This window comes from Enterobacter sp. AN-K1 (assembly GCF_020971765.1).
Classification (GTDB): domain Bacteria; phylum Pseudomonadota; class Gammaproteobacteria; order Enterobacterales; family Enterobacteriaceae; genus Enterobacter; species Enterobacter hormaechei_C.
The window spans coordinates 1,822,280-1,842,159 of sequence record NZ_CP087390.1; the positions used below are offsets into that span (position 1 = coordinate 1,822,280).

At 55.7% G+C, this 19,880-nt stretch carries 19 protein-coding genes; 7 read left to right on the forward strand and 12 right to left on the reverse strand.

Annotation, left to right across the window (positions count from 1 at the left end; genetic code table 11):
• Positions 1-47: 47 nt before the first annotated feature.
• A complete protein-coding gene (locus tag LOC22_RS08865; protein ID WP_015571423.1) occupies positions 48-452 on the reverse strand; it encodes an OsmC family protein in 405 nt (134 codons plus the stop codon).
• Positions 453-762: 310 nt separating this feature from the next.
• Between LOC22_RS08865 and crp the strand changes: the two genes are divergently transcribed.
• Entirely contained in the window at positions 763-1,395 is a 633-nt protein-coding gene (gene crp, locus LOC22_RS08870) for a cAMP-activated global transcriptional regulator CRP (RefSeq protein ID WP_000242758.1), read from the forward strand.
• A 57-nt stretch (positions 1,396-1,452) separates the two neighbouring features.
• Positions 1,453-3,540, forward strand: coding sequence for a YccS/YhfK family putative transporter (locus LOC22_RS08875; RefSeq protein ID WP_039269627.1), 2,088 nt, complete (start codon positions 1,453-1,455; stop codon positions 3,538-3,540).
• On the opposite strand, the gene argD is transcribed toward LOC22_RS08875, so the two are convergent.
• The 4 genes from argD to ppiA form a co-directional block, all read right to left on the reverse strand.
• Complete coding sequence (gene argD, locus LOC22_RS08880) at positions 3,537-4,757, reverse strand: bifunctional acetylornithine/succinyldiaminopimelate transaminase (RefSeq protein ID WP_023295528.1); 1,221 nt, start codon at positions 4,755-4,757, stop codon at positions 3,537-3,539. The two genes, LOC22_RS08875 and argD, sit on opposite strands and share 4 nt — an antisense overlap.
• An 87-nt stretch (positions 4,758-4,844) precedes the next feature.
• Positions 4,845-5,408 carry an aminodeoxychorismate synthase component 2 gene (pabA, locus tag LOC22_RS08885; RefSeq protein ID WP_017384162.1) on the reverse strand — a complete coding sequence of 188 codons (564 nt, stop codon included), beginning with the start codon at positions 5,406-5,408 and terminating at the stop codon, positions 4,845-4,847.
• Positions 5,409-5,438: 30 nt separating this feature from the next.
• Positions 5,439-6,023: a putative adenosine monophosphate-protein transferase Fic gene (locus tag LOC22_RS08890; protein ID WP_023295530.1), complete on the reverse strand. Its 585-nt coding sequence runs from the start codon at positions 6,021-6,023 to the stop codon at positions 5,439-5,441.
• A 105-nt stretch (positions 6,024-6,128) separates the two neighbouring features.
• Complete coding sequence (ppiA, locus tag LOC22_RS08895) at positions 6,129-6,701, reverse strand: peptidylprolyl isomerase A (protein WP_000920483.1); 573 nt, start codon at positions 6,699-6,701, stop codon at positions 6,129-6,131.
• Positions 6,702-6,979: 278 nt separating this feature from the next.
• On the opposite strand from ppiA, the gene tsgA reads away from it, so the two are divergent.
• The 5 genes from tsgA to LOC22_RS08920 all read left to right on the forward strand — a co-directional run bounded on the left by tsgA (position 6,980) and on the right by LOC22_RS08920 (position 13,111).
• Entirely contained in the window at positions 6,980-8,164 is a 1,185-nt protein-coding gene (tsgA, locus tag LOC22_RS08900) for an MFS transporter TsgA (RefSeq protein WP_045338486.1), read from the forward strand.
• Between the two features lie 259 nt (positions 8,165-8,423).
• Complete coding sequence (nirB, locus tag LOC22_RS08905; RefSeq protein ID WP_017384160.1) at positions 8,424-10,967, forward strand: nitrite reductase large subunit NirB; 2,544 nt, start codon at positions 8,424-8,426, stop codon at positions 10,965-10,967.
• Positions 10,964-11,290, forward strand: coding sequence for a nitrite reductase small subunit NirD (gene nirD / locus LOC22_RS08910; protein WP_015571429.1), 327 nt, complete (start codon positions 10,964-10,966; stop codon positions 11,288-11,290). Before nirB ends, nirD begins: the two co-directional genes overlap by 4 nt.
• 134 nt (positions 11,291-11,424) lie before the next feature.
• A complete protein-coding gene (cysG, locus tag LOC22_RS08915) occupies positions 11,425-12,798 on the forward strand; it encodes a siroheme synthase CysG (protein ID WP_045328514.1) in 1,374 nt (457 codons plus the stop codon).
• Between the two features lie 142 nt (positions 12,799-12,940).
• Positions 12,941-13,111: a YhfL family protein gene (locus tag LOC22_RS08920; protein WP_230239490.1), complete on the forward strand. Its 171-nt coding sequence runs from the start codon at positions 12,941-12,943 to the stop codon at positions 13,109-13,111.
• 137 nt (positions 13,112-13,248) lie between these two features.
• On the opposite strand, the gene trpS is transcribed toward LOC22_RS08920, so the two are convergent.
• The 7 genes from trpS to aroK form a co-directional block, all read right to left on the reverse strand.
• Positions 13,249-14,253: a tryptophan--tRNA ligase gene (gene trpS, locus LOC22_RS08925; protein WP_015571430.1), complete on the reverse strand. Its 1,005-nt coding sequence runs from the start codon at positions 14,251-14,253 to the stop codon at positions 13,249-13,251.
• A complete protein-coding gene (gph, locus tag LOC22_RS08930) occupies positions 14,246-15,007 on the reverse strand; it encodes a phosphoglycolate phosphatase (protein ID WP_017384158.1) in 762 nt (253 codons plus the stop codon). The genes trpS and gph overlap by 8 nt, the downstream gene beginning before the upstream one ends.
• On the reverse strand, positions 15,000-15,677 hold the full coding sequence (gene rpe, locus LOC22_RS08935) for a ribulose-phosphate 3-epimerase (RefSeq protein WP_003861634.1): 678 nt from the start codon (positions 15,675-15,677) through the stop codon (positions 15,000-15,002). Before rpe ends, gph begins: the two co-directional genes overlap by 8 nt.
• A 39-nt stretch (positions 15,678-15,716) precedes the next feature.
• Complete coding sequence (dam, locus tag LOC22_RS08940) at positions 15,717-16,529, reverse strand: adenine-specific DNA-methyltransferase (protein ID WP_033488054.1); 813 nt, start codon at positions 16,527-16,529, stop codon at positions 15,717-15,719.
• 67 nt (positions 16,530-16,596) lie between these two features.
• Positions 16,597-17,901: a cell division protein DamX gene (gene damX, locus LOC22_RS08945; RefSeq protein ID WP_017693869.1), complete on the reverse strand. Its 1,305-nt coding sequence runs from the start codon at positions 17,899-17,901 to the stop codon at positions 16,597-16,599.
• Positions 17,902-17,993: 92 nt separating this feature from the next.
• Positions 17,994-19,082, reverse strand: coding sequence for a 3-dehydroquinate synthase (gene aroB, locus LOC22_RS08950; RefSeq protein WP_003861631.1), 1,089 nt, complete (start codon positions 19,080-19,082; stop codon positions 17,994-17,996).
• Between the two features lie 57 nt (positions 19,083-19,139).
• Positions 19,140-19,661 carry a shikimate kinase AroK gene (gene aroK, locus LOC22_RS08955; protein WP_003861630.1) on the reverse strand — a complete coding sequence of 174 codons (522 nt, stop codon included), beginning with the start codon at positions 19,659-19,661 and terminating at the stop codon, positions 19,140-19,142.
• Positions 19,662-19,880 lie beyond the last annotated feature (219 nt).

Sequence of the window (19,880 nt, forward strand, 5' to 3'; positions counted from 1 at the left end):
GGCGTGCTTTTGTAGGGCGGGTCAGCGCAGCGCCACCCGCCAAAAAATTAAGCCGCGATCACTTCATACGAATGGGTGATTTTTACCGCTTTCTCCAGCATTAACGCCACAGAGCAGTATTTCTCCGCAGACAGGTCAACCGCACGCGAGACCGCCGCATCCTTCAGTTCTTTGCCGGTGACGATAAAGTGCAGATTAATATGCGTGAACAGGCGTGGCGCCTCTTCGCGACGTTCTGACGTCAGCTTCACTTCACAATCGGTCACGTCATGACGGCCTTTTTGCAGGATCGACACCACGTCGATCGCGCTGCATCCCCCCGCCGCCATCAGCACCATTTCCATTGGGCTTGGCGCTTTATCGCCGGAGTTGCCATCCATCAAAACCTGGTGCCCGGAAGCAGACTCGCCCAGGAACGTTAACCCTTCAACCCATTTGACACGCGCTTGCATATTCACTCACTCCAACGTTGCATTTTTTATGACAGATTACGTGTACGTTACATTTCTCGCAACGGAAGGCGACCTGCGTCATGCTGAAGCGAGACACCAGGAGACACGCGGCGAAAGCTATGCTAAAACACTCTGGATGCTACAGTAATACATTGACGTTACACATGTATGCAGAGGACATCAAACTTTACTGGCTGCGAAACGTTACGACAGCCGACTTCCCAGGTATGGGTAAGAATTCGATTGCAACCCCAGAGTCCGGATGCATCTTATGACTCTGGTGACAGCTTATAACAGAGGATAACAGCGCATGGTGCTTGGCAAACCGCAAACAGACCCGACTCTCGAATGGTTCTTGTCTCATTGCCACATTCATAAGTACCCATCAAAGAGCACGCTGATTCACCAGGGTGAAAAAGCGGAAACGTTGTATTACATCGTTAAAGGCTCGGTGGCCGTGCTGATCAAAGATGAAGAAGGGAAAGAGATGATCCTTTCTTATCTGAACCAGGGCGATTTTATCGGTGAACTGGGCCTGTTTGAAGAAGGCCAGGAACGTAGCGCCTGGGTTCGTGCAAAAACAGCATGTGAAGTGGCTGAAATTTCTTACAAGAAATTCCGTCAGCTGATTCAGGTCAACCCTGACATCCTGATGCGTCTTTCTTCCCAGATGGCACGCCGTCTGCAAGTGACCTCTGAGAAGGTGGGTAACCTCGCCTTCCTGGACGTGACCGGTCGTATCGCGCAGACGCTGTTGAACCTGGCGAAACAGCCAGACGCCATGACCCACCCTGACGGTATGCAAATTAAAATTACCCGCCAGGAAATCGGTCAGATCGTCGGCTGCTCCCGTGAAACAGTGGGCCGTATCCTGAAGATGCTGGAAGACCAGAACCTGATCTCTGCCCACGGTAAAACTATCGTGGTCTACGGAACCCGTTAATTTCGGTCAAACGGCGTGCCGCCGCAGGGTGGCACGCCGTTTTTGTCTCTACTCCTCATGTGGCGCAGGCTGATCTATCACCCGGAAGTTAACTACGCACTGCGACAAACGCTGGTGTTGTGTCTTCCCGTGGCCGTGGGCCTGATCCTCGGACATCTTCAGCAAGGCCTGCTGTTTTCTCTTGTGCCCGCCTGCTGCAACATTGCCGGTCTGGATACGCCGCATAAACGCTTTTTTAAACGTCTGATTATTGGCGGCTGCCTGTTTGCCGGCTGTAGCCTTGCCGTACAACTCTTACTGGCCCGCGACATTCCTCTGCCGCTGATCCTGACCGTGCTGGCGATGACGCTCGGCGTCACCGCCGAAATCAGCTCGCTGCACGCCCGCCTGCTTCCCGCGTCGCTGATTGCCGCCATCTTCACCTTAAGCCTTGCGGGCAATATGCCGGTGTGGGAGCCATTGCTGATTTACGCCCTCGGCACGCTATGGTACGGGCTGTTTAACTGGTTCTGGTTCTGGCTGTGGCGGGAACAGCCGCTGCGCGAATCCCTGAGCCTGCTCTACGTGCAGCTTGCTGAATACTGCGAAGCAAAATACACCCTGCTCACTCAACATACCGACCCGGAAAAATCCCTGCCGCCGCTGCTGGCGCGCCAGCAAAAAGTGGTGGATCTGATCAGCCAGTGCTATCAGCAGTTGCACATGCTTGCCGCCAACAAAAATCATGAATACAAGCGGCTGCTGCGAACCTTCCAGGTCGGGCTGGATTTGCAGGAGCATATCTCCGTCAGCCTTCATAATCCGGAAGAGGTGCAAAAGCTGGTGGAGCGCAGCCATGCGGAAGCGGTGATCCGCTGGAACGCGCAGACCGTCGCGGCCCGCCTACGGGTGCTGGCTGACGATATCCTCTATCACCGCTACCCGACGCGCTTTAACATGGACAAACAGCTCGGCGCGCTGGAAAAGATTGCGCGTCAGCACGCGGATAACCCGGTCGGGCAATTTGCTGCCTGGCATTTCAGCCGCATCGCCCGGGTGTTACGCACCCAGCGCCCGCTTTATGCCCGGGACCTGATGGCCGATAAGCAAAAACGGCTGCCGCTACTGCCCGCGCTCAAAAGTTATCTTTCACTGAAATCTTCCGCCCTGCGCAATGCCGCGCGGATCAGTGTGATGCTGAGCATCGCCAGCCTGATGGGAATGGCCCTGCACCTGCCGAAACCCTACTGGATCTTAATGACCGTGCTGTTTGTCACCCAGAACGGCTATGGCGCCACGCGGGTGCGCATTCTGCATCGGGCGGGCGGTACGATGGCGGGGCTGATTATCGCGGGCGTGACGCTGCACTTTCACGTGCCGGAAGGCTATACCCTGGCCGGTATGCTGGCGATCACGATGGTGAGCTACCTGATCATCCGCAAAAACTACGGCTGGGCGATGGTGGGCTTTACGGTGACGGCGGTGTATACCCTGCAACTGCTCACGCTTAACGGGGAACAGTTTATTATTGCCCGGCTGGTCGATACGCTGATTGGCTGCCTGATCGCCTTTGGCGGCATGGTCTGGCTGTGGCCGCAGTGGCAAAGCGGGCTGCTCAGGCAGAACGCCCACGACGCGCTCGAAGCTGACCAGCAGGCCATTCGTCTTATTCTGAGCGATGACCCGCAGCCCTCTCCGTTGGCCTACGAGCGCATGAAGGTCAACCAGGCGCATAACGCCCTGTTCAACTCTCTTAACCAGGCCATGCAGGAGCCGGGCTTTAACGCGCACTATCTGGCTGACATGAAGCTGTGGGTCACGCACAGCCAGTTTATCGTCGAGCACATCAATGCCATGACGACGCTGGCGCGGGAGCACACGATGCTGACGCCGGATCTGGCGCAGCGCTATTTGCAGTCGTGTGAAATTGCGTTGCAGCGCTGTCAGCAGCGTCTGGAGTATGACGCGCCGGGCGAGTCAGGGGATTCGAACATTCTGGAAGCGCCGGAGACGCTGACCCACGGGCCGATGAGCACCCTTGAGCAGCATTTACAGCGCGTTCTCGGACATCTGAACACCATGCACACCATTTCGTCGGTGGCATGGCGTCAGCGCCCGCATCACGGGATTTGGTTAACGCGCCGGTTAAAACGAACGGCGTATTAGCCGCTGACGATCTTCGCGACCGCCGCGGCAAAACGGGTTAATCCGTCTTCGATGTCTTTGTCTTCCACCACCAGCGATGGCGCAAAGCGCATCACGTCCGGCCCGGCGTTGAGCACCATGACGCCTTCGTGCGCGGCGGCGTGCAGGAAATCGCGCGCGCGGCCTTTGTACTGCGGCTTCAGTTCGGCGCCGATCAGCAGCCCCATCCCGCGGATGTCGCTGAAGACATCAAACTGTTGGTCAATCTGCTGGAGATGTTTCACAAACAGGTCGCGTTTCGCATTCACGCCATTCAGGACGTCCGGCGTATTAATGATGTCGAACGCCGCACCCGCCACGGCGCACGCCAGCGGATTACCGCCGTAGGTGGAGCCGTGTGAGCCCACATGAAATGCGGAAGCGATATCCTGGGTGGTGAGCACCGCACTGACCGGGAAACCGCCGCCGAGCGCTTTCGCGCTGGTCAGAATATCCGGCGTTACGCCGTAGTGCATATAAGCAAACAGGTCTCCGGTACGCCCCATCCCACACTGCACTTCATCAAACACCAGCAGCGCCTGGTGCTCGTCGCACAGCTCGCGCAGCCCTTGCAGAAATTCCGGGGTGGCCGCCGTGACGCCGCCTTCCCCCTGAATGGGCTCGACCACCACGGCACAGGTGTGATCGTCCATCACCGCTTTAACGGCGTGGAGATCGTTAAACGGCACGTGGATGATATCCGCAGGTTTCGGACCAAAGCCGTCGGAATACTTCGGCTGGCCGCCAACGGAAACGGTAAAGAAGGAGCGTCCGTGGAAGGCGTTATGGAAGGCGATGATTTTGGTTTTGTACGGGCTATGACGCGTGGTTGCGTAGTAGCGCGCCAGCTTAAAGGCGGTTTCGTTGGCTTCGGTGCCGGAGTTCATAAACAGCACGCGTTCGGCGAAGGTGGCATCGATGATCTTACGCCCCAGACGCAGCGCCGGTTCGTTGGTGAACACGTTGCTCGTGTGCCACAGCGTTTCGCCCTGCGTTTTCAGCGCGTCCACCAGCGCAGGATGGCAATGGCCCAGCGCCGTCACCGCAATACCGCCTGCGAAATCAACATACTCGTTGCCCTGCTGATCCCAGACGCGGCTGCCTCTCCCTTTCACCGGGATAAACTCAGCCGGTGCATAAATCGGCAGGATCACTTCATCGAATGTCGCGCGGGTAATTGCTGGTTGTTCAGTTGCCATGTCATGACCATCCATTTTTATGTTACATTGATTGTGAAAATATAATCACAAAATATGCATAAAAAATCACAACAAGGCAACAGATATTCAGCGATTAAGGAAATTGGCCAGCAGCGCGTGCCCCTGTTCGCTGAGAATGCTTTCCGGGTGGAACTGCACGCCTTCCAGATCGTACTCACGGTGACGAATGCCCATGATCTCCTGCGTCTCGCTCCAGGCGGTGACCTCAAAGCAGGCCGGCAGGGTCGGCGGATCAATGATCAGAGAATGGTAGCGCGTCACGGTTAACGGATTGTTTAGCCCCAGAAATACGCCGGTACCGGTGTGCGTGACCGGAGAGGTTTTGCCGTGCATGACTTTCGCGGCACGGACAATGGTGGCGCCAAAGACCTGCGCAATGGCCTGATGACCCAGGCAGACGCCCAGAATCGGCAGTTTGCCCGCATAATGGCGGATCGCCTCCAGCGAGATACCAGACTCCGAAGGGGTACACGGCCCCGGCGAAATCACGATTTTCTGGGGTGCCAGCGCGTCAATGTCAGCCAGCGCGATCTCATCGTTACGGCGGACAACCACCTCTGCCCCCAGCTCACAAAAATACTGGTAAAGGTTCCAGGTAAAGGAATCGTAGTTATCAATCAGCAGAATCATGGCGGCTCCTGAAAAAATGGCCGCCCTATTTTACGCAGATTCCCGCGCTTCGCTCACAACTTTGGCAAAGATGGCGTTCAGGGCTGTCAAATCCCCCATCGCCCCGCTCTGGTTGGCGGCAGCCCAGTCGTTCGGGTCGATCCCCTGCCAGTTCAGCACATAGCCCGCATGAATAGCCAGTTGTTCAAAGAAGATCCGCTGGGCCACGCCATTACCGCTCATAAACGGATGTAGCATGTTGATTTCACAGTAGTAATGACTGATTCTGTCTGTAAACTCTGCTTTCTGAAGGCCCACCAGATATTTATCACTTTCCAGCGAAGCCATCAGCTCATTACCCACTTTCTCGATGTACTCGAAATGGCAAAAAGGAATGTCGCCCTTAGAAATATCGGCGGTGCGCAGCTCGCCCGCGCCTTTCATTTCGTTGCGGAATAAATGGCGGTGAATAAGACACAGATGGGGTAAACCCGGTGCGGAAGGCCCCAGTTCCAGCGTCTCGATATCGGGTTCAGCGGGACCCTTACCTTTTTCAAGGAGGCAGCTGGCCTGAAAATTGACCTTACGTTGTTGCTCCCAGAGACGGGATTTTTGCTTGTCGGTGAGTTTTTTCACTACGCCTCCCTGAATAGTCCGTTTGCCACAAGTATAAGCAGCAAAACGCGCTTTCGCAGGGAGGGTGGAAAGACACGGGCAAGATGTGCCCGTGTGGGGGAACGATTACGGCAGCACTTTCGCGGAGAGAATGACGACTGGCTTAGACGGCACATTCTGGTATGGACCGACATCGTGAGTCTGAACCTGAGAGATCTTATCCGCAACGTCCATGCCTTTCACCACTTTGCCAAACACCGCGTAGCCAAAGTCGCGCTGACCGTGGTCCAGGAAGGCGTTATCAGCCACGTTGAGGAAGAACTGGCTGGTGGCGCTGTCTTTGTCCGCCGTACGCGCCATGGAGATGGTGCCGCGCTTGTTCAGCAGGCCGTTGTCTGCTTCATTTTTGATGGGCGGGTTGGGCTGTTTCTGCTGCATCTGCTCGTTAAAACCGCCACCCTGAATCATAAAGCCCGGGATCACGCGGTGGAACGTGGTGTTGTTATAAAAACCACTGTTCACGTAGTCGAGGAAGTTTTTCACCGAAACAGGGGCTTTCTGGCTATCCAGCTCCAGCTCAATATTCCCCGCAGAGGTAGTCAGCAGGACGTGAGGGTCTCCTTTGGCTGCCAGCGCAGCAGGGGAAACGGCAGAAAGAGCAAACACAGCTGCGACAGCCGCCAGTGTTGATTTGAGCATGAGAATTCCTTAACAAAGCGCAGTATAAAAAGCGAATGGCTTGATTCTAAAGAGCAGTATGAACCCAGACCAGTCTTTTACCTAATTTTACCAAATTGAAACAATTATTACCGCGCAAACGATTGTTCACCCCGCAACGTAATGTGATCTGTATCACGTTAAAACCTGCAATTGTGCTCAAAATTTTCTGAAAAGATTTAATTAGATCACTTTCGCGACTAAAATCTGCCCGCTCAAACGCAGTCATTGCGTTTTTCTTTACTTTTAACAGGCCAGACATGACTAACAGCAATCGCATCAAGCTCACATGGATCAGCTTCTTCTCTTACGCCCTGACCGGCGCGTTGGTGATCGTCACCGGGATGGTGATGGGAAATATCGCAGACTACTTCCAGCTGCCCGTTTCCAGCATGAGTAACACCTTCACCTTCCTGAACGCGGGGATCCTGATCTCTATTTTCCTTAATGCCTGGCTGATGGAAATCGTGCCGCTGAAAACGCAGCTGCGTTTCGGCTTCGTGCTGATGGTTGCCGCCGTGGCGGGCCTGATGCTGAGCCACAGCATCGCCCTCTTCTCTGCCGCCATGTTCCTGCTGGGCCTGGTGAGCGGGATCACCATGTCGATCGGTACGTTCCTGATTACGCACATGTATGAAGGCCGCCAGCGCGGCGCGCGTCTGCTGTTCACCGACTCCTTCTTCAGCATGGCCGGGATGATTTTCCCGATGGTCGCCGCGTATCTTCTGGCGCGCAGCATTGAGTGGTACTGGGTGTACGCCTGCATTGGTCTGGTTTATGTCGCGATCTTTGTTCTCACCTTCGGCTGCGAGTTCCCGGTGCTGGGCAAAAAAGCGCAGACTACGTCCGAGCCGGTTGCGAAAGAAAAATGGGGTATCGGCGTACTGTTCCTCTCCATCGCCGCGCTGTGTTACATCCTCGGCCAGCTGGGCTTTATCTCCTGGGTTCCTGAATACGCGAAAGGTCTGGGCATGAGCCTGAACGACGCGGGTAAACTGGTGAGCGATTTCTGGATGTCTTACATGTTCGGCATGTGGGCGTTTAGCTTTATCCTGCGCTTCTTCGACCTGCAACGGATCCTGACCGTTCTGGCGGGTCTGGCGACCGTGCTGATGTATCTGTTCATCAACGGTTCCCCGGAGCATATGCCGTGGTTCATCCTGACCCTGGGCTTCTTCTCCAGTGCGATTTACACCTCGATCATCACCCTTGGCTCTCTTCAGACCAAAGTGGCCTCGCCAAAGCTGGTGAACTTCGTGCTGACCTGCGGCACCATCGGCACCATGCTGACCTTCGTGGTCACGGGCCCGATTGTTGCGCACAGCGGCCCGCTGGCGGCGCTGCATACCGCTAACGGTCTGTATGCAGTGGTATTCATCATGTGCTTCGTGCTGGGCTTTGTGACCCGTCACCGTCAACACAACCCGGCAACAGCTACCCACTAATCGCCGTAACCCCTTTGCGTACTGCAAAGGGGTTTTCCCCTGCTCACCCGCCCTTCCCGCCGATGGGTAAAAACCCCACTAAATTTGTGCGAAAAACGAGCAAGCACAAAAATCAAACAATATCCGTCACTTATAAAAATCCTGACAAATCATAGATATACCCACTAAGGGGTAGGTGAAGGCGTATTTGATTTGCATCAATAAGTGCCCCTGCTGAATCGTTAAGGTAGGCAGTAATAGAAAAGAAATCGAGGCAAAAATGAGCAAAGTCAGACTCGCTATCATCGGTAACGGCATGGTCGGCCACCGCTTTATTGAGGATCTTCTCGATAAAGCCGATGCTGAGCAGTTCGATATTACCGTGTTCTGTGAAGAACCCCGCAAGGCGTACGACCGTGTGCACTTGTCTTCCTACTTCTCTCACCATACCGCCGAAGAGCTCTCTCTGGTGCGTGAAGGGTTCTACGAGAAGCATGGCGTAAAAGTGCTGGTGGGCGAACGCGCTATCACCATCAACCGTCAGGAGAAAGTGATCCACTCCAGCGCCGGACGTACGGTTTTTTACGATAAGCTGATCATGGCGACGGGCTCGTATCCGTGGATCCCGCCTATTAAAGGGTCGGAAACCCAGGATTGCTTCGTTTACCGTACCATTGAAGACCTCAACGCCATTGAATCCTGCGCACGTCGAAGCAAACGCGGCGCGGTTGTCGGCGGTGGTCTGCTGGGTCTGGAAGCGGCAGGCGCGCTGAAAAACCTCGGCGTTGAAACCCACGTCATCGAATTTGCCCCGATGCTGATGGCGGAACAGCTGGACCATATGGGTGGCGACCAGCTACGCCGTAAAATCGAAAGCATGGGCGTGAAGGTTCACACCAGCAAGAACACCAAAGAGATCGTGCAGGAAGGCACCGAAGCGCGTAAAACCATGCGCTTTGCAGACGGCAGCGAGCTGGAAGTGGATTTCATCGTCTTCTCCACCGGTATTCGCCCGCGCGATAAGCTGGCCACCCAGTGCGGTCTGGCCGTTGCGCAGCGCGGCGGGATCATGATCAACGATACCTGCCAGACCTCCGATCCGGATATCTACGCCATCGGCGAATGCGCCAGCTGGAATAACCGCGTATACGGTCTGGTTGCACCAGGGTACAAAATGGCGCAGGTCGCCGTTGACCATATCCTCGGCAGCGAAAACGCCTTCACCGGCGCAGACATGAGCGCCAAGCTGAAGCTGCTGGGCGTGGACGTGGGCGGTATTGGTGATGCGCATGGCCGCACCCCGAACTCCCGCAGCTATGTTTATCTGGACGAAAGCAAAGAAGTCTACAAACGTCTCATCGTCAGCCAGGACAACAAAACCCTGCTCGGGGCGGTGCTGGTGGGTGATACCAGCGACTTCGGTAACCTGCTCCAGCTGGTGCTGAACGCCATTGAGCTGCCGGAGAACCCGGACGCGCTAATCCTCCCGGCGCACGCCTCCAGCGGTAAGCCGTCCATCGGCGTGGATAAACTGCCGGACAGCGCGCAAATCTGTTCCTGCTTCGACGTGACCAAAGGCATGCTGATCTCCGCCATTAACAAAGGCTGCCACACCGTTGCGGCGCTGAAGGCGGAAACCAAAGCCGGGACCGGCTGCGGCGGCTGTATTCCTCTGGTCACTCAGGTGCTGAACGCCGAGCTGGCAAAACAGGGCATTGAAGTGAACAACAACCTGTGCGAGCACTTCGCTTACTCTCGCCAGGAGCTGTATCACCTGATCCGCGTGGAAGGCATTAAGTCCTTCGACGAACTGCTGGAGAAACACGGCCAGGGCTATGGCTGTGAAGTATGTAAGCCAACCGTCGGTTCCCTGCTGGCGTCCTGCTGGAACGAATATGTGCTCAAACCAGAACACACTCCGCTTCAGGACACCAACGATAACTTCCTGGCCAATATTCAGAAAGACGGGACTTACTCGGTGATCCCGCGTTCTGCCGGAGGGGAGATTACCCCGGAAGGGCTGGTCGCCGTGGGCCGTATCGCCCGTGAGTTTAACCTGTACACCAAAATCACCGGCTCCCAGCGTATCGGCCTGTTCGGAGCGCAGAAAGATGACCTGCCGGAAATCTGGCGTCAGCTGATTGAAGCGGGCTTTGAAACCGGTCACGCGTACGCCAAGGCGCTGCGCATGGCGAAAACCTGCGTGGGCAGCACCTGGTGCCGCTACGGCGTGGGCGACAGCGTGGGCTTCGGCGTAGAGCTGGAAAACCGCTACAAAGGCATCCGTACGCCGCACAAAATGAAGTTCGGCGTCTCAGGGTGTACCCGTGAATGTGCGGAAGCACAGGGGAAAGATGTGGGTATCATTGCCACGGAGAAAGGCTGGAACCTGTACGTGTGCGGTAACGGCGGGATGAAACCTCGCCACGCGGATCTGCTGGCCGCCGATCTCGATCGCGATACGCTGATCAAATACCTCGACCGCTTCATGATGTTCTACATTCGTACCGCCGATAAGCTGACCCGTACCGCGTCCTGGCTGGATAATCTCGAAGGCGGCATCGACTACCTGAAGTCGGTCATTATCGACGACAAGCTGGGTCTGAATGAACAGCTGGAATCCGAGATGACTCGCCTGCGCGAGGCGGTGATCTGCGAGTGGACCGAAACCGTGAACACGCCAGCAGCGCAGACGCGCTTCAAACACTTTATCAACAGCACCCAGCGCGACCCGAACGTGCAGGTGGTGCCGGAGCGCGAACAGCATCGTCCAGCGACCCCGTATGAACGTATTCCGGTGATGCTGGTGGAGGAAAACGCATGAGCCAGTGGGTAAACATCTGCAATATTAACGACATTCTGCCAGCAACCGGCGTCTGTGCCCTGCTGGGCAACGAGCAGGTGGCGATTTTCCGCCCTCGCCACGATGAACAGGTCTATGCCATCAGCAATATCGACCCGTTCTTCGAGGCCAGCGTGCTCTCCCGCGGTCTGATTGCGGAGCACCAGGGCGAGCTGTGGGTTGCCAGCCCGCTGAAAAAGCAGCGCTTCCGCTTAACCGACGGACTCTGCATGGAAGATGAAAGCTTCTCGGTCAAACACTACGACGTCCGCGTGAAGGACGGCGAGGTGCAGCTGAAAGCGTAACCTCTCGCCTTTTCAATAGGAAAGGCTTATGACCCCTTATGGGTAACGGCAGGAAAAACCGTATGTTCTGTACGATTCCTGCTGTTATCCTGACGTCAATTCTTCCCCCGCCATGAATGCTGTGAGGTAACGTCGTGGATCACCTGCCGATTTTTTGTCAATTACGCAACCGCGACTGCCTGCTCGTGGGCGGCGGCGATGTGGCTGAACGCAAGGCACGCCTGCTGTTAGAGGCGGGCGCCCGACTGACCGTCAACGCCCTCACTTTCGCCCCACAGTTTGACGTCTGGGCGCAGGCAGGGATGCTCACCCAGGTGCAGGGCGAATTTGATGAATCCCTGCTGGATACCTGCTGGCTGACCATCGCCGCAACGGATAACGATGATGTTAACCAGCGCGTCAGCGACGCCTGCGAAGCGCGCCGCATCTTCTGTAACGTGGTGGATGCGCCGAAAGAGGCGAGCTTTATCATGCCGTCGATTATTGACCGTTCACCGCTGATGATTGCGGTGTCGTCCGGCGGGCGCTCGCCCGTTCTTGCCCGTCTGCTGCGGGAAAAACTGGAAGCCGTGCTGCCGCAGCATCTTGGTCAGATTGCCCAATACGCCGGAGAGCTGCGCTCCCGCGTGAAGCAAACCTTCGCAACCGTGGGCGAACGCCGTCGCTTCTGGGAGAAGTTCTTTGTCAACGACAGGCTGGCGCAGTCCCTTGCCAATCAGGACACCAAAGCCGTTGAAGAGACGACCGAACAGCTCCTGAGCGAGCCGCTGGACCATCGCGGTGAAGTGGTGCTGGTGGGCGCAGGTCCCGGCGATGCGGGCCTGCTGACGCTGAAGGGTCTCCAGCAGATCCAGCAGGCGGACATCGTGGTGTATGACCGTCTGGTCTCTGATGACATCATGAATCTGGTGCGCCGCGATGCTGACCGCGTGTTCGTCGGCAAACGGGCAGGTTATCACTGCGTGCCGCAGGAGGAGATCAATCAGATCCTGCTGCGGGAAGCGCAAAAAGGAAAGCGCGTGGTGCGCCTGAAGGGTGGCGATCCGTTTATCTTTGGTCGTGGCGGCGAAGAGCTGGAAACCCTGTGCAACGCGGGTATTCCGTTCTCCGTGGTGCCGGGCATTACGGCGGCGTCCGGCTGTTCTGCCTATTCCGGCATTCCGTTAACCCATCGCGACTATGCCCAGAGCGTGCGCCTGGTGACGGGCCACCTGAAAACCGGCAGCGAACTGGACTGGCATAATCTGGCCGCTGAAAAGCAGACGCTGGTGTTCTATATGGGGCTAAATCAGGCAGCCACGATCCAGGCGAAACTGCTGGAGCACGGCATGGAAGCAGATATGCCGGTCGCGCTGGTGGAAAACGGCACCGCCATTACGCAGCGCGTGGTCGATGGCGTGCTGACGCAGCTGGGCGAGCTGGCGCAGCAGGTTGAAAGCCCGGCGCTGATCGTGGTGGGTCGCGTGGTAGCCCTGCGCGAAAAACTGAACTGGTTCTCCAGCCACTAACGCATAATCTCTCCCGGGAGTAGTCTTTAAGCGGACTACTCCCTTCTTACCTCAGTCGATAACATACCGCCCGCATAATGGAACTTTTCCATTTATTCCCTCGTGTTACATCCAATTTTCGATTTTTTGACAAGGAATGCGTATGTTCAAACTGGCAAAAGCTGCCGTACTGGTCGGCCTGTTATCAACTCTGACGGCCTGCACCGGTCACGTTCAAAATACTAAAAATAATTGCAGCTACGATTACCTGCTTCACCCGGCGATCTCCATTTCGAAGATCATCGGCGGTTGCGGCCCGGCGGTACAGCAGTAAGCGTTTTTCAGGCGTAAAAAAACCGGGGATGTCCCGGTTTTTTTGTTTCGTCAGTTTTGTCGGGTGGTGGCTCCGCCTTACCCGACCTGCAAAGTCCCGTAGGCCGGGTAAGCGTTAGCGCCACCCGGCAAAGCGGCTTAAGGTTTCGCCACAAACCCAATCGCGTCGTACACCGCTTTCAGGGTTTCGGAGGCGCGCGCGCTGGCTTTTTCCGCGCCCTCTTTCATCACTTTTTGCAGGAAAGCTTCGTCGTTACGGTAACGGTGATAGCGCTCCTGCAACTCGGTCAGCATGCCGGAAACGGCGTCTGCCACTTCGCCTTTCAGGTGGCCGTACATCTTGCCTTCAAAGTGCTTTTCCAGCTCAGGAATGCTCTGTCCGGTCACACCGGAGAGAATGTCCAGCAGGTTTGACACGCCCGCTTTGTTCTGCACGTCGTAGCGCACCACTGGCGGCTCGTCGGAGTCGGTCACCGCACGCTTGAGCTTTTTCACCACCGATTTCGGATCTTCCAGCAGGCCGATAACGTTGTTGCGGTTATCGTCAGACTTGGACATCTTTTTGGTCGGCTCCAGCAGGGACATCACGCGCGCGCCGGATTTCGGAATAAACGGCTCAGGCACTTTGAACACGTCACCGTAAAGCGCATTGAAGCGCTGGGCAATATCGCGGCTCAGCTCCAGGTGCTGCTTCTGGTCTTCACCCACCGGCACCTGGTTGGTCTGGTACAGCAGAATGTCGGCCGCCATCAGCACCGGATAGTCAAACAGACCGGCGTTGATGTTTTCAGAGTAGCGGGCAGACTTATCCTTGAACTGGGTCATGCGGCTCAGCTCGCCGAAATAGGTGTAGCAGTTCAGCGCCCAGCCCAGCTGCGCGTGCTCTGGCACGTGAGACTGAACGAAAATGGTGCTCTTCTCTGGATCGATACCGCAGGCCAGATACAGCGCCAGGGTGTCCAGCGTGGCTTTGCGCAGCTTCTCGGGATCCTGACGCGCGGTGATAGCATGCAAATCCACGATGCAGTAAATGCAGTGGTAGTCATCCTGCATGCTCACCCACTGACGTAACGCACCCATGTAGTTACCAATGGTCAGTTCACCTGAAGGCTGTGCGCCACTAAAAACGATGGGCTTAGTCATTATTCAATTCCTGATGTTCACTGTGCGAGAGCCCGAGTGCGGGCAACAAATCTTTGAAGTGGTCGAACACAACGTCCGGCTCACTCAGCGTAATGGCTTCACCGTAGTTGTAGCCGTAGGTCAACCCAACCGACGGGCAACCTGCCGCTCTGGCAGCCAGAATATCATTGCGGGAATCCCCGACAAAGAGCAGCTCCGCAGGCGCTAAGGATAATTTTCCTGCCACCAACAATAGCGGTTCCGGATGCGGCTTTTTATTCTGCACGTCATCGCCGCCCACAATTACGGAGAAGTATTTCGCGATATCCAGCGCTTCCAGCAGAGGCGCAACGAACGGTGTCGGCTTGTTAGTCACCAGTCCCAGCGGGATGCCTTTGGCATGTAGCGCGCTCAGCGTTTCAGCGACATCCGGGAACAGGAAGCTGCCCTCTTCGACGGTCTCTTCGTAGAAACGGTCGAACAGTTTGCGCAGAATACGCTGCTGCTCATCCTGGGGAATATCCGCGTGGTCAACACTCGGTTTACCTTGCGCGGAACGCTGAGAGGCACGCTCCTGACGAGCCCAGGTCAGCGCGCGCTCCATCAGCACGTCTGCACCGTTACCAATCCACGTCACGACGCGCTCTTCGCCTGCAACGGGGAGTTCAAGGGCATACAGCGCCTGATCGACGGCGCGGGTTAATCCTGGCGCGCTGTCGACCAGCGTGCCGTCGAGGTCAAATGCTACACCCCGAATAGCCTGCAATTTATCCATGACTTACCTTCGCCAGTTCACGGCGCATTTCATCAATGACTTTTTTGTAATCCGGTTGATCGAAGATGGCGGAGCCTGCGACGAACATATCCGCTCCTGCCGCCGCAATCTCACCGATGTTATTGACCTTCACGCCGCCGTCCACTTCCAGACGAATATCATAGCCAGACTCATCGATACGGCGGCGCACTTCACGCAGTTTGTCGAGGGTCTGAGGGATAAATGACTGACCACCAAAGCCCGGGTTGACGGACATCAGCAGGATCACGTCCAGCTTGTCCATCACGTAGTCGAGATAGCTCAGCGGGGTCGCCGGGTTAAAGACCAGTCCCGCCTTACAGCCGTTCTCTTTGATCAGCTGTAGCGTGCGGTCAACATGTTCGGAGGCTTCCGGGTGGAAAGTGATGATGCTGGCACCCGCCGCGGCGAAATCAGGCACGATGCGGTCAACCGGTTTCACCATCAGATGCACGTCAATGGGCGCGGTGATCCCGTAGTTACGCAGTGCTTTAAGCACCATCGGACCGATGGTCAGGTTGGGAACGTAGTGGTTATCCATAACGTCGAAATGGACGACATCCGCGCCAGCCGCGAGAGCTTTGGCAGTGTCTTCACCCAGGCGGGCAAAATCGGCCGACAGAATTGAGGGGGCAATCAAAAACTGTTTCATCCGCATCTCCTTGAAATGTGTTTACCGGCGGGCAAAGGCTCAGGGTCGATAAAGCGCCAGAAGTTCGTCCACCTTTTTACGTGTGCCGCCGTTGCTGCTAATGCTACGCCGCACTTTTACCTGAAAATGCTTCGCGGCTTTGTACCATTCGCGCGTATCAGGCGTGTCGTGATTCGAAATTAACACCGGAATTCTTTTGCTGACCAGCTTTTCCGCCATCTCAGCCAGACGAGCCTGCTCGGCAGGGCTGAAGCTGTTGGTGTGATAAGCGGTAAAATTCGCCGTCGCAGAGAGCGGGGCGTAAGGCGGGTCGCAGTAGACGACCGAGTTTACGCCAGCCAGCTCCATGCACTCCTCATAGGAGAGACAGTGGAATTCTGCATTCTGCGCTTTTTCAGCAAAGTGGTACAACTCATCCTGCGGGAAGTAAGGGCGCTTGTAGCGACCAAACGGCACGTTAAATTCACCGCGCAGATTATACCGGCACAGGCCGTTGTAGCCATGGCGATTGAGATAAAGAAACAACAGCGCGCGACGGAACGGATCCTGGCTTTGATTAAACTCAGCGCGGAACTGATAGTAGACGTCCGGGTTGTTGTTCTCTGGCGTAAACAGCTTCCGCGCCTCTTCCACATACTCATCGGTACGCAGTTTGACGATGTTATAGAGGCTGATAAGGTCGCTGTTGATATCCGCCAGGATATAACGAGAAAAATCGGTATTCAGGAACACCGATCCAGCACCCACGAAGGGCTCGATAAGACACTCGCCTTTCGGCAGGTGCTTTTTAATATCGTCGAGCAGGGGGTATTTCCCCCCTGCCCATTTCAGAAAAGCGCGATTTTTTTTCATGCTGACTAACTGATTACACCTTCTCCGGCTGTGGAGAAAGCTCCGACAGCATCCTGCGCTTTAAACATTACTTCAGATCGGCCTGCACCTGATGAATCGGCTTCGCCCACGGGTTTTTCGCCTGCACGTCGGCTGGCAGCGTGGAAACGGCACGTTTTGCTTCATCTTTGGAAGCATAAATACCACTCACCAGCACATACCACGGTTGACCGTTACGGGTCGTCTGATAAACCACGTAGTTTTTCAGATTCGATTTCTTCGCCCAGGCGTTGAGGTTGTCATAGTTAGACGAACTGCTCAGCTGAAGGGTGTAGTTGCTGGAAGAGGCCGACTGCAAAGAACCCACGTTGCCCGTCGTTTTACCTGATGCAGCGCCCGTTTTGGCTGCGGGAGCCGCAGGTGTTGTTGCAGAAGGTGTTGTTGCAGCAGGCGCGGTTGTGGTCGCCGTTGCTTTCGGTGCAGTGGTTGCCGCAGGCGTTGGCGCTTTAACCGGCTGGCTCACAGCAGGTTTGGTCTGCGCTGGCGCTTTCGTTTCTGGCGCTTTTGCCACGGTTTGCGGTTTCGTCTCACGCTTCGGCTCAATCACAGCCTGCTTACGCTCCTGGCGTGGCGCAGTCTGCGTCTGGCGCGGTTTGGTTTCCGTTGTCGCCGTTTGCTGCTGGGCATTGCTGCCATGAACTGGCGCAACGGTGGCTGGTTCAGTTGGCAGCGTGGAGTTCACCACGGCAGCGTTAACCTGCTCCTGATTCTGCGGCTGCATCAGCGCATTGTTCAGATCGCCCTGAACTTCAACACGCTGCTGACCTTCAGGCGTCGCAGGCGCCTGGCCCTGAGTCGGGGTCGCAGAGACAGGCGGCAGAGAGATATCCTGGCCAGCGCTGGTGTTACCTGCGGTCTGCTCTGCGGAAGTGGTGCCCGGCGCAGGCTGAGCGCCATTCGCCTGGTTGCTCGCATCGTTACCAGACAGGTCAATGCTCTTCTCGGCAGACGCCGTCTGCTCGGTAGAATTGGTAGAAGGTGCTTTTAGCGCGGACCCAATGCCGACAATCAGCAAGACCAGCACCAGAACGCCAAGGCCCATCATAATGTACTGACGGGAGGCCGGTTTTGCCGCTACCGCTTTTTTACGTTTGCGCGGACGACGTTCAACAGGCTGTTCATCCATTAACTCTTCTTCGGATTCATACTCCTCGTCTTCTCGCTCATTTCGCGCGTTACGGCTACGCGAAGGGCGACGATCGTCTGCATCCAGTTCGACATCGTCAAAATTGATCTGCGGCTCGTTATCACGTTCTGAAGATTGACGAGAACGACCAGTACGACGATCGCTGGGATCGGGTTTCAGCTCGTCTTCTGGTTTGAATTCATCCATTTAACACCCCACTCAAAGGCTTCTGCCAACGACTCTGCATTTACCTGAAGCTAAAACGACCACCTGTTACAGCGGTCTGACCTTTCTAGTTGTTACGCCTGCTGACAATCAGCAATAGCGCCAAGTACGACTTCGTGCGGCACTCCGCCGCGCACTTCACTTTTCCCTATTGCAAGCGGGAGTACCAGACGCATCTCACCTGCCAATACTTTTTTATCGCGCATCATGTGGGGAAGGTACGCCTGCGCAGACATTTCCTGCGGACCACTCACCGGCAAGCCAGCACGTTTAAGCAACGCGATGATACGTGCTGTCTCTTCCGGCCTGAACTGCCCCAGACGTTCAGAGGCTCGCGCCGCCATAACCATTCCGGCAGCGACAGCTTCACCGTGAAGCCAGTTACCGTAGCCCATTTCGGCTTCGATCGCATGACCAAACGTATGCCCCAGATTCAGTAAAGCACGTAAGCCGGTTTCACGCTCATCTGCGGCAACGACTTCTGCTTTCAGCTCACAACAACGGCGAATACAGTAGGCCATTGCCTGCCCGTCGAGGCGCAGCAGCGCATCCATATTCTCTTCCAGCCAGGTGAAGAATTCCCCGTCAAGAATAATGCCGTATTTGATCACTTCTGCAAGGCCGGACGCCAGTTCGCGCGCTGGCAAGGTTTTCAGACAGTCGAGATCCACCACCACCGAGGCAGGCTGGTAGAACGCGCCAATCATGTTTTTGCCGAGCGGATGGTTAACCGCCGTTTTACCGCCCACAGAAGAATCGACCTGTGAGAGCAACGTGGTTGGAATTTGAATAAAGCGCACGCCGCGCTGATAGCTGGCGGCTGCAAAACCGGTCAGATCGCCCACAACGCCGCCGCCCAGGGCAAGCAGTGTTGTATCACGACCGTGCGGTTTTTGCAGAAGTGCGGTAAAGACGGTATCCAGTACCGTCAGGCTTTTGTACTGCTCGCCATCGGGCAGAATCACACTGTCGACCTTCACGCCCGCCTGCTCAAGCAGGTGACGTACACGGTCGAGATAAAGCGGAGCCAGCGTCTCGTTGGTGACCAGCATCGCCTGATCACCCGCTTTCAGTGGTAAGAAGGAAGCTGGGTCGTTAAACAAACCAGCCGCGATGGTGATAGGGTAACTACGTTCCCCGAGAGTAACTGTAATCCTCTCCATGACGCGACATCCACCTTAAATGCTTTTACCCGCAGGCGAGTGTATATAAAGCCAGAATCAGTTGCTTTCCAGCATATGAATAATCTGGTTTGCAACCACTTTAGCGCTTTGATCGTCAGTACGAATGGTCACATCAGCAATCTCTTCGTACAGAGGATTGCGTTCATCGGCCAAAGCTTCCAGAACTTCACGTGGCGGTGTTTCAACCTGCAACAACGGGCGCTTTTTATCACGCTGCGTGCGTGCCAGCTGTTTTTCGATGGTCGTCTCAAGATAGACCACTACGCCACGGGCGGAGAGACGGTTGCGGGTTTCGCGAGATTTTACAGAGCCGCCGCCAGTTGCCAGCACAATGCCCTGTTTTTCCGTGAGTTCGTTGATCACTTTTTCTTCTCGGTCACGGAAACCTTCTTCGCCTTCTACGTCGAAGACCCAGCCCACATCCGCTCCGGTTCGTTTCTCAATCTCTTGATCAGAATCGTAAAATTCCATATTGAGTTGTTGAGCTAACTGACGCCCAATAGTGCTTTTGCCGGCACCCATAGGCCCAACCAGAAAGATATTGCGTTTCTCTGCCATTTTTTCGGTACTACTAAGACTATTCGTTAATGGTAATCCCCGCTGCGCAGACACCCGGCGTAGCAGGACATGAACTGAAACCTCATTTGCAATAGAGCGAGAGTCAGACGAAAAATTATCTCAATACTCCGGCTTGTTTGGCAACTGATTAAATCACCGTTCCCGGCGCATAAGGAAATAAGACGTAAGTCCAACTCAAATCGGTACTCCTTGTATGCT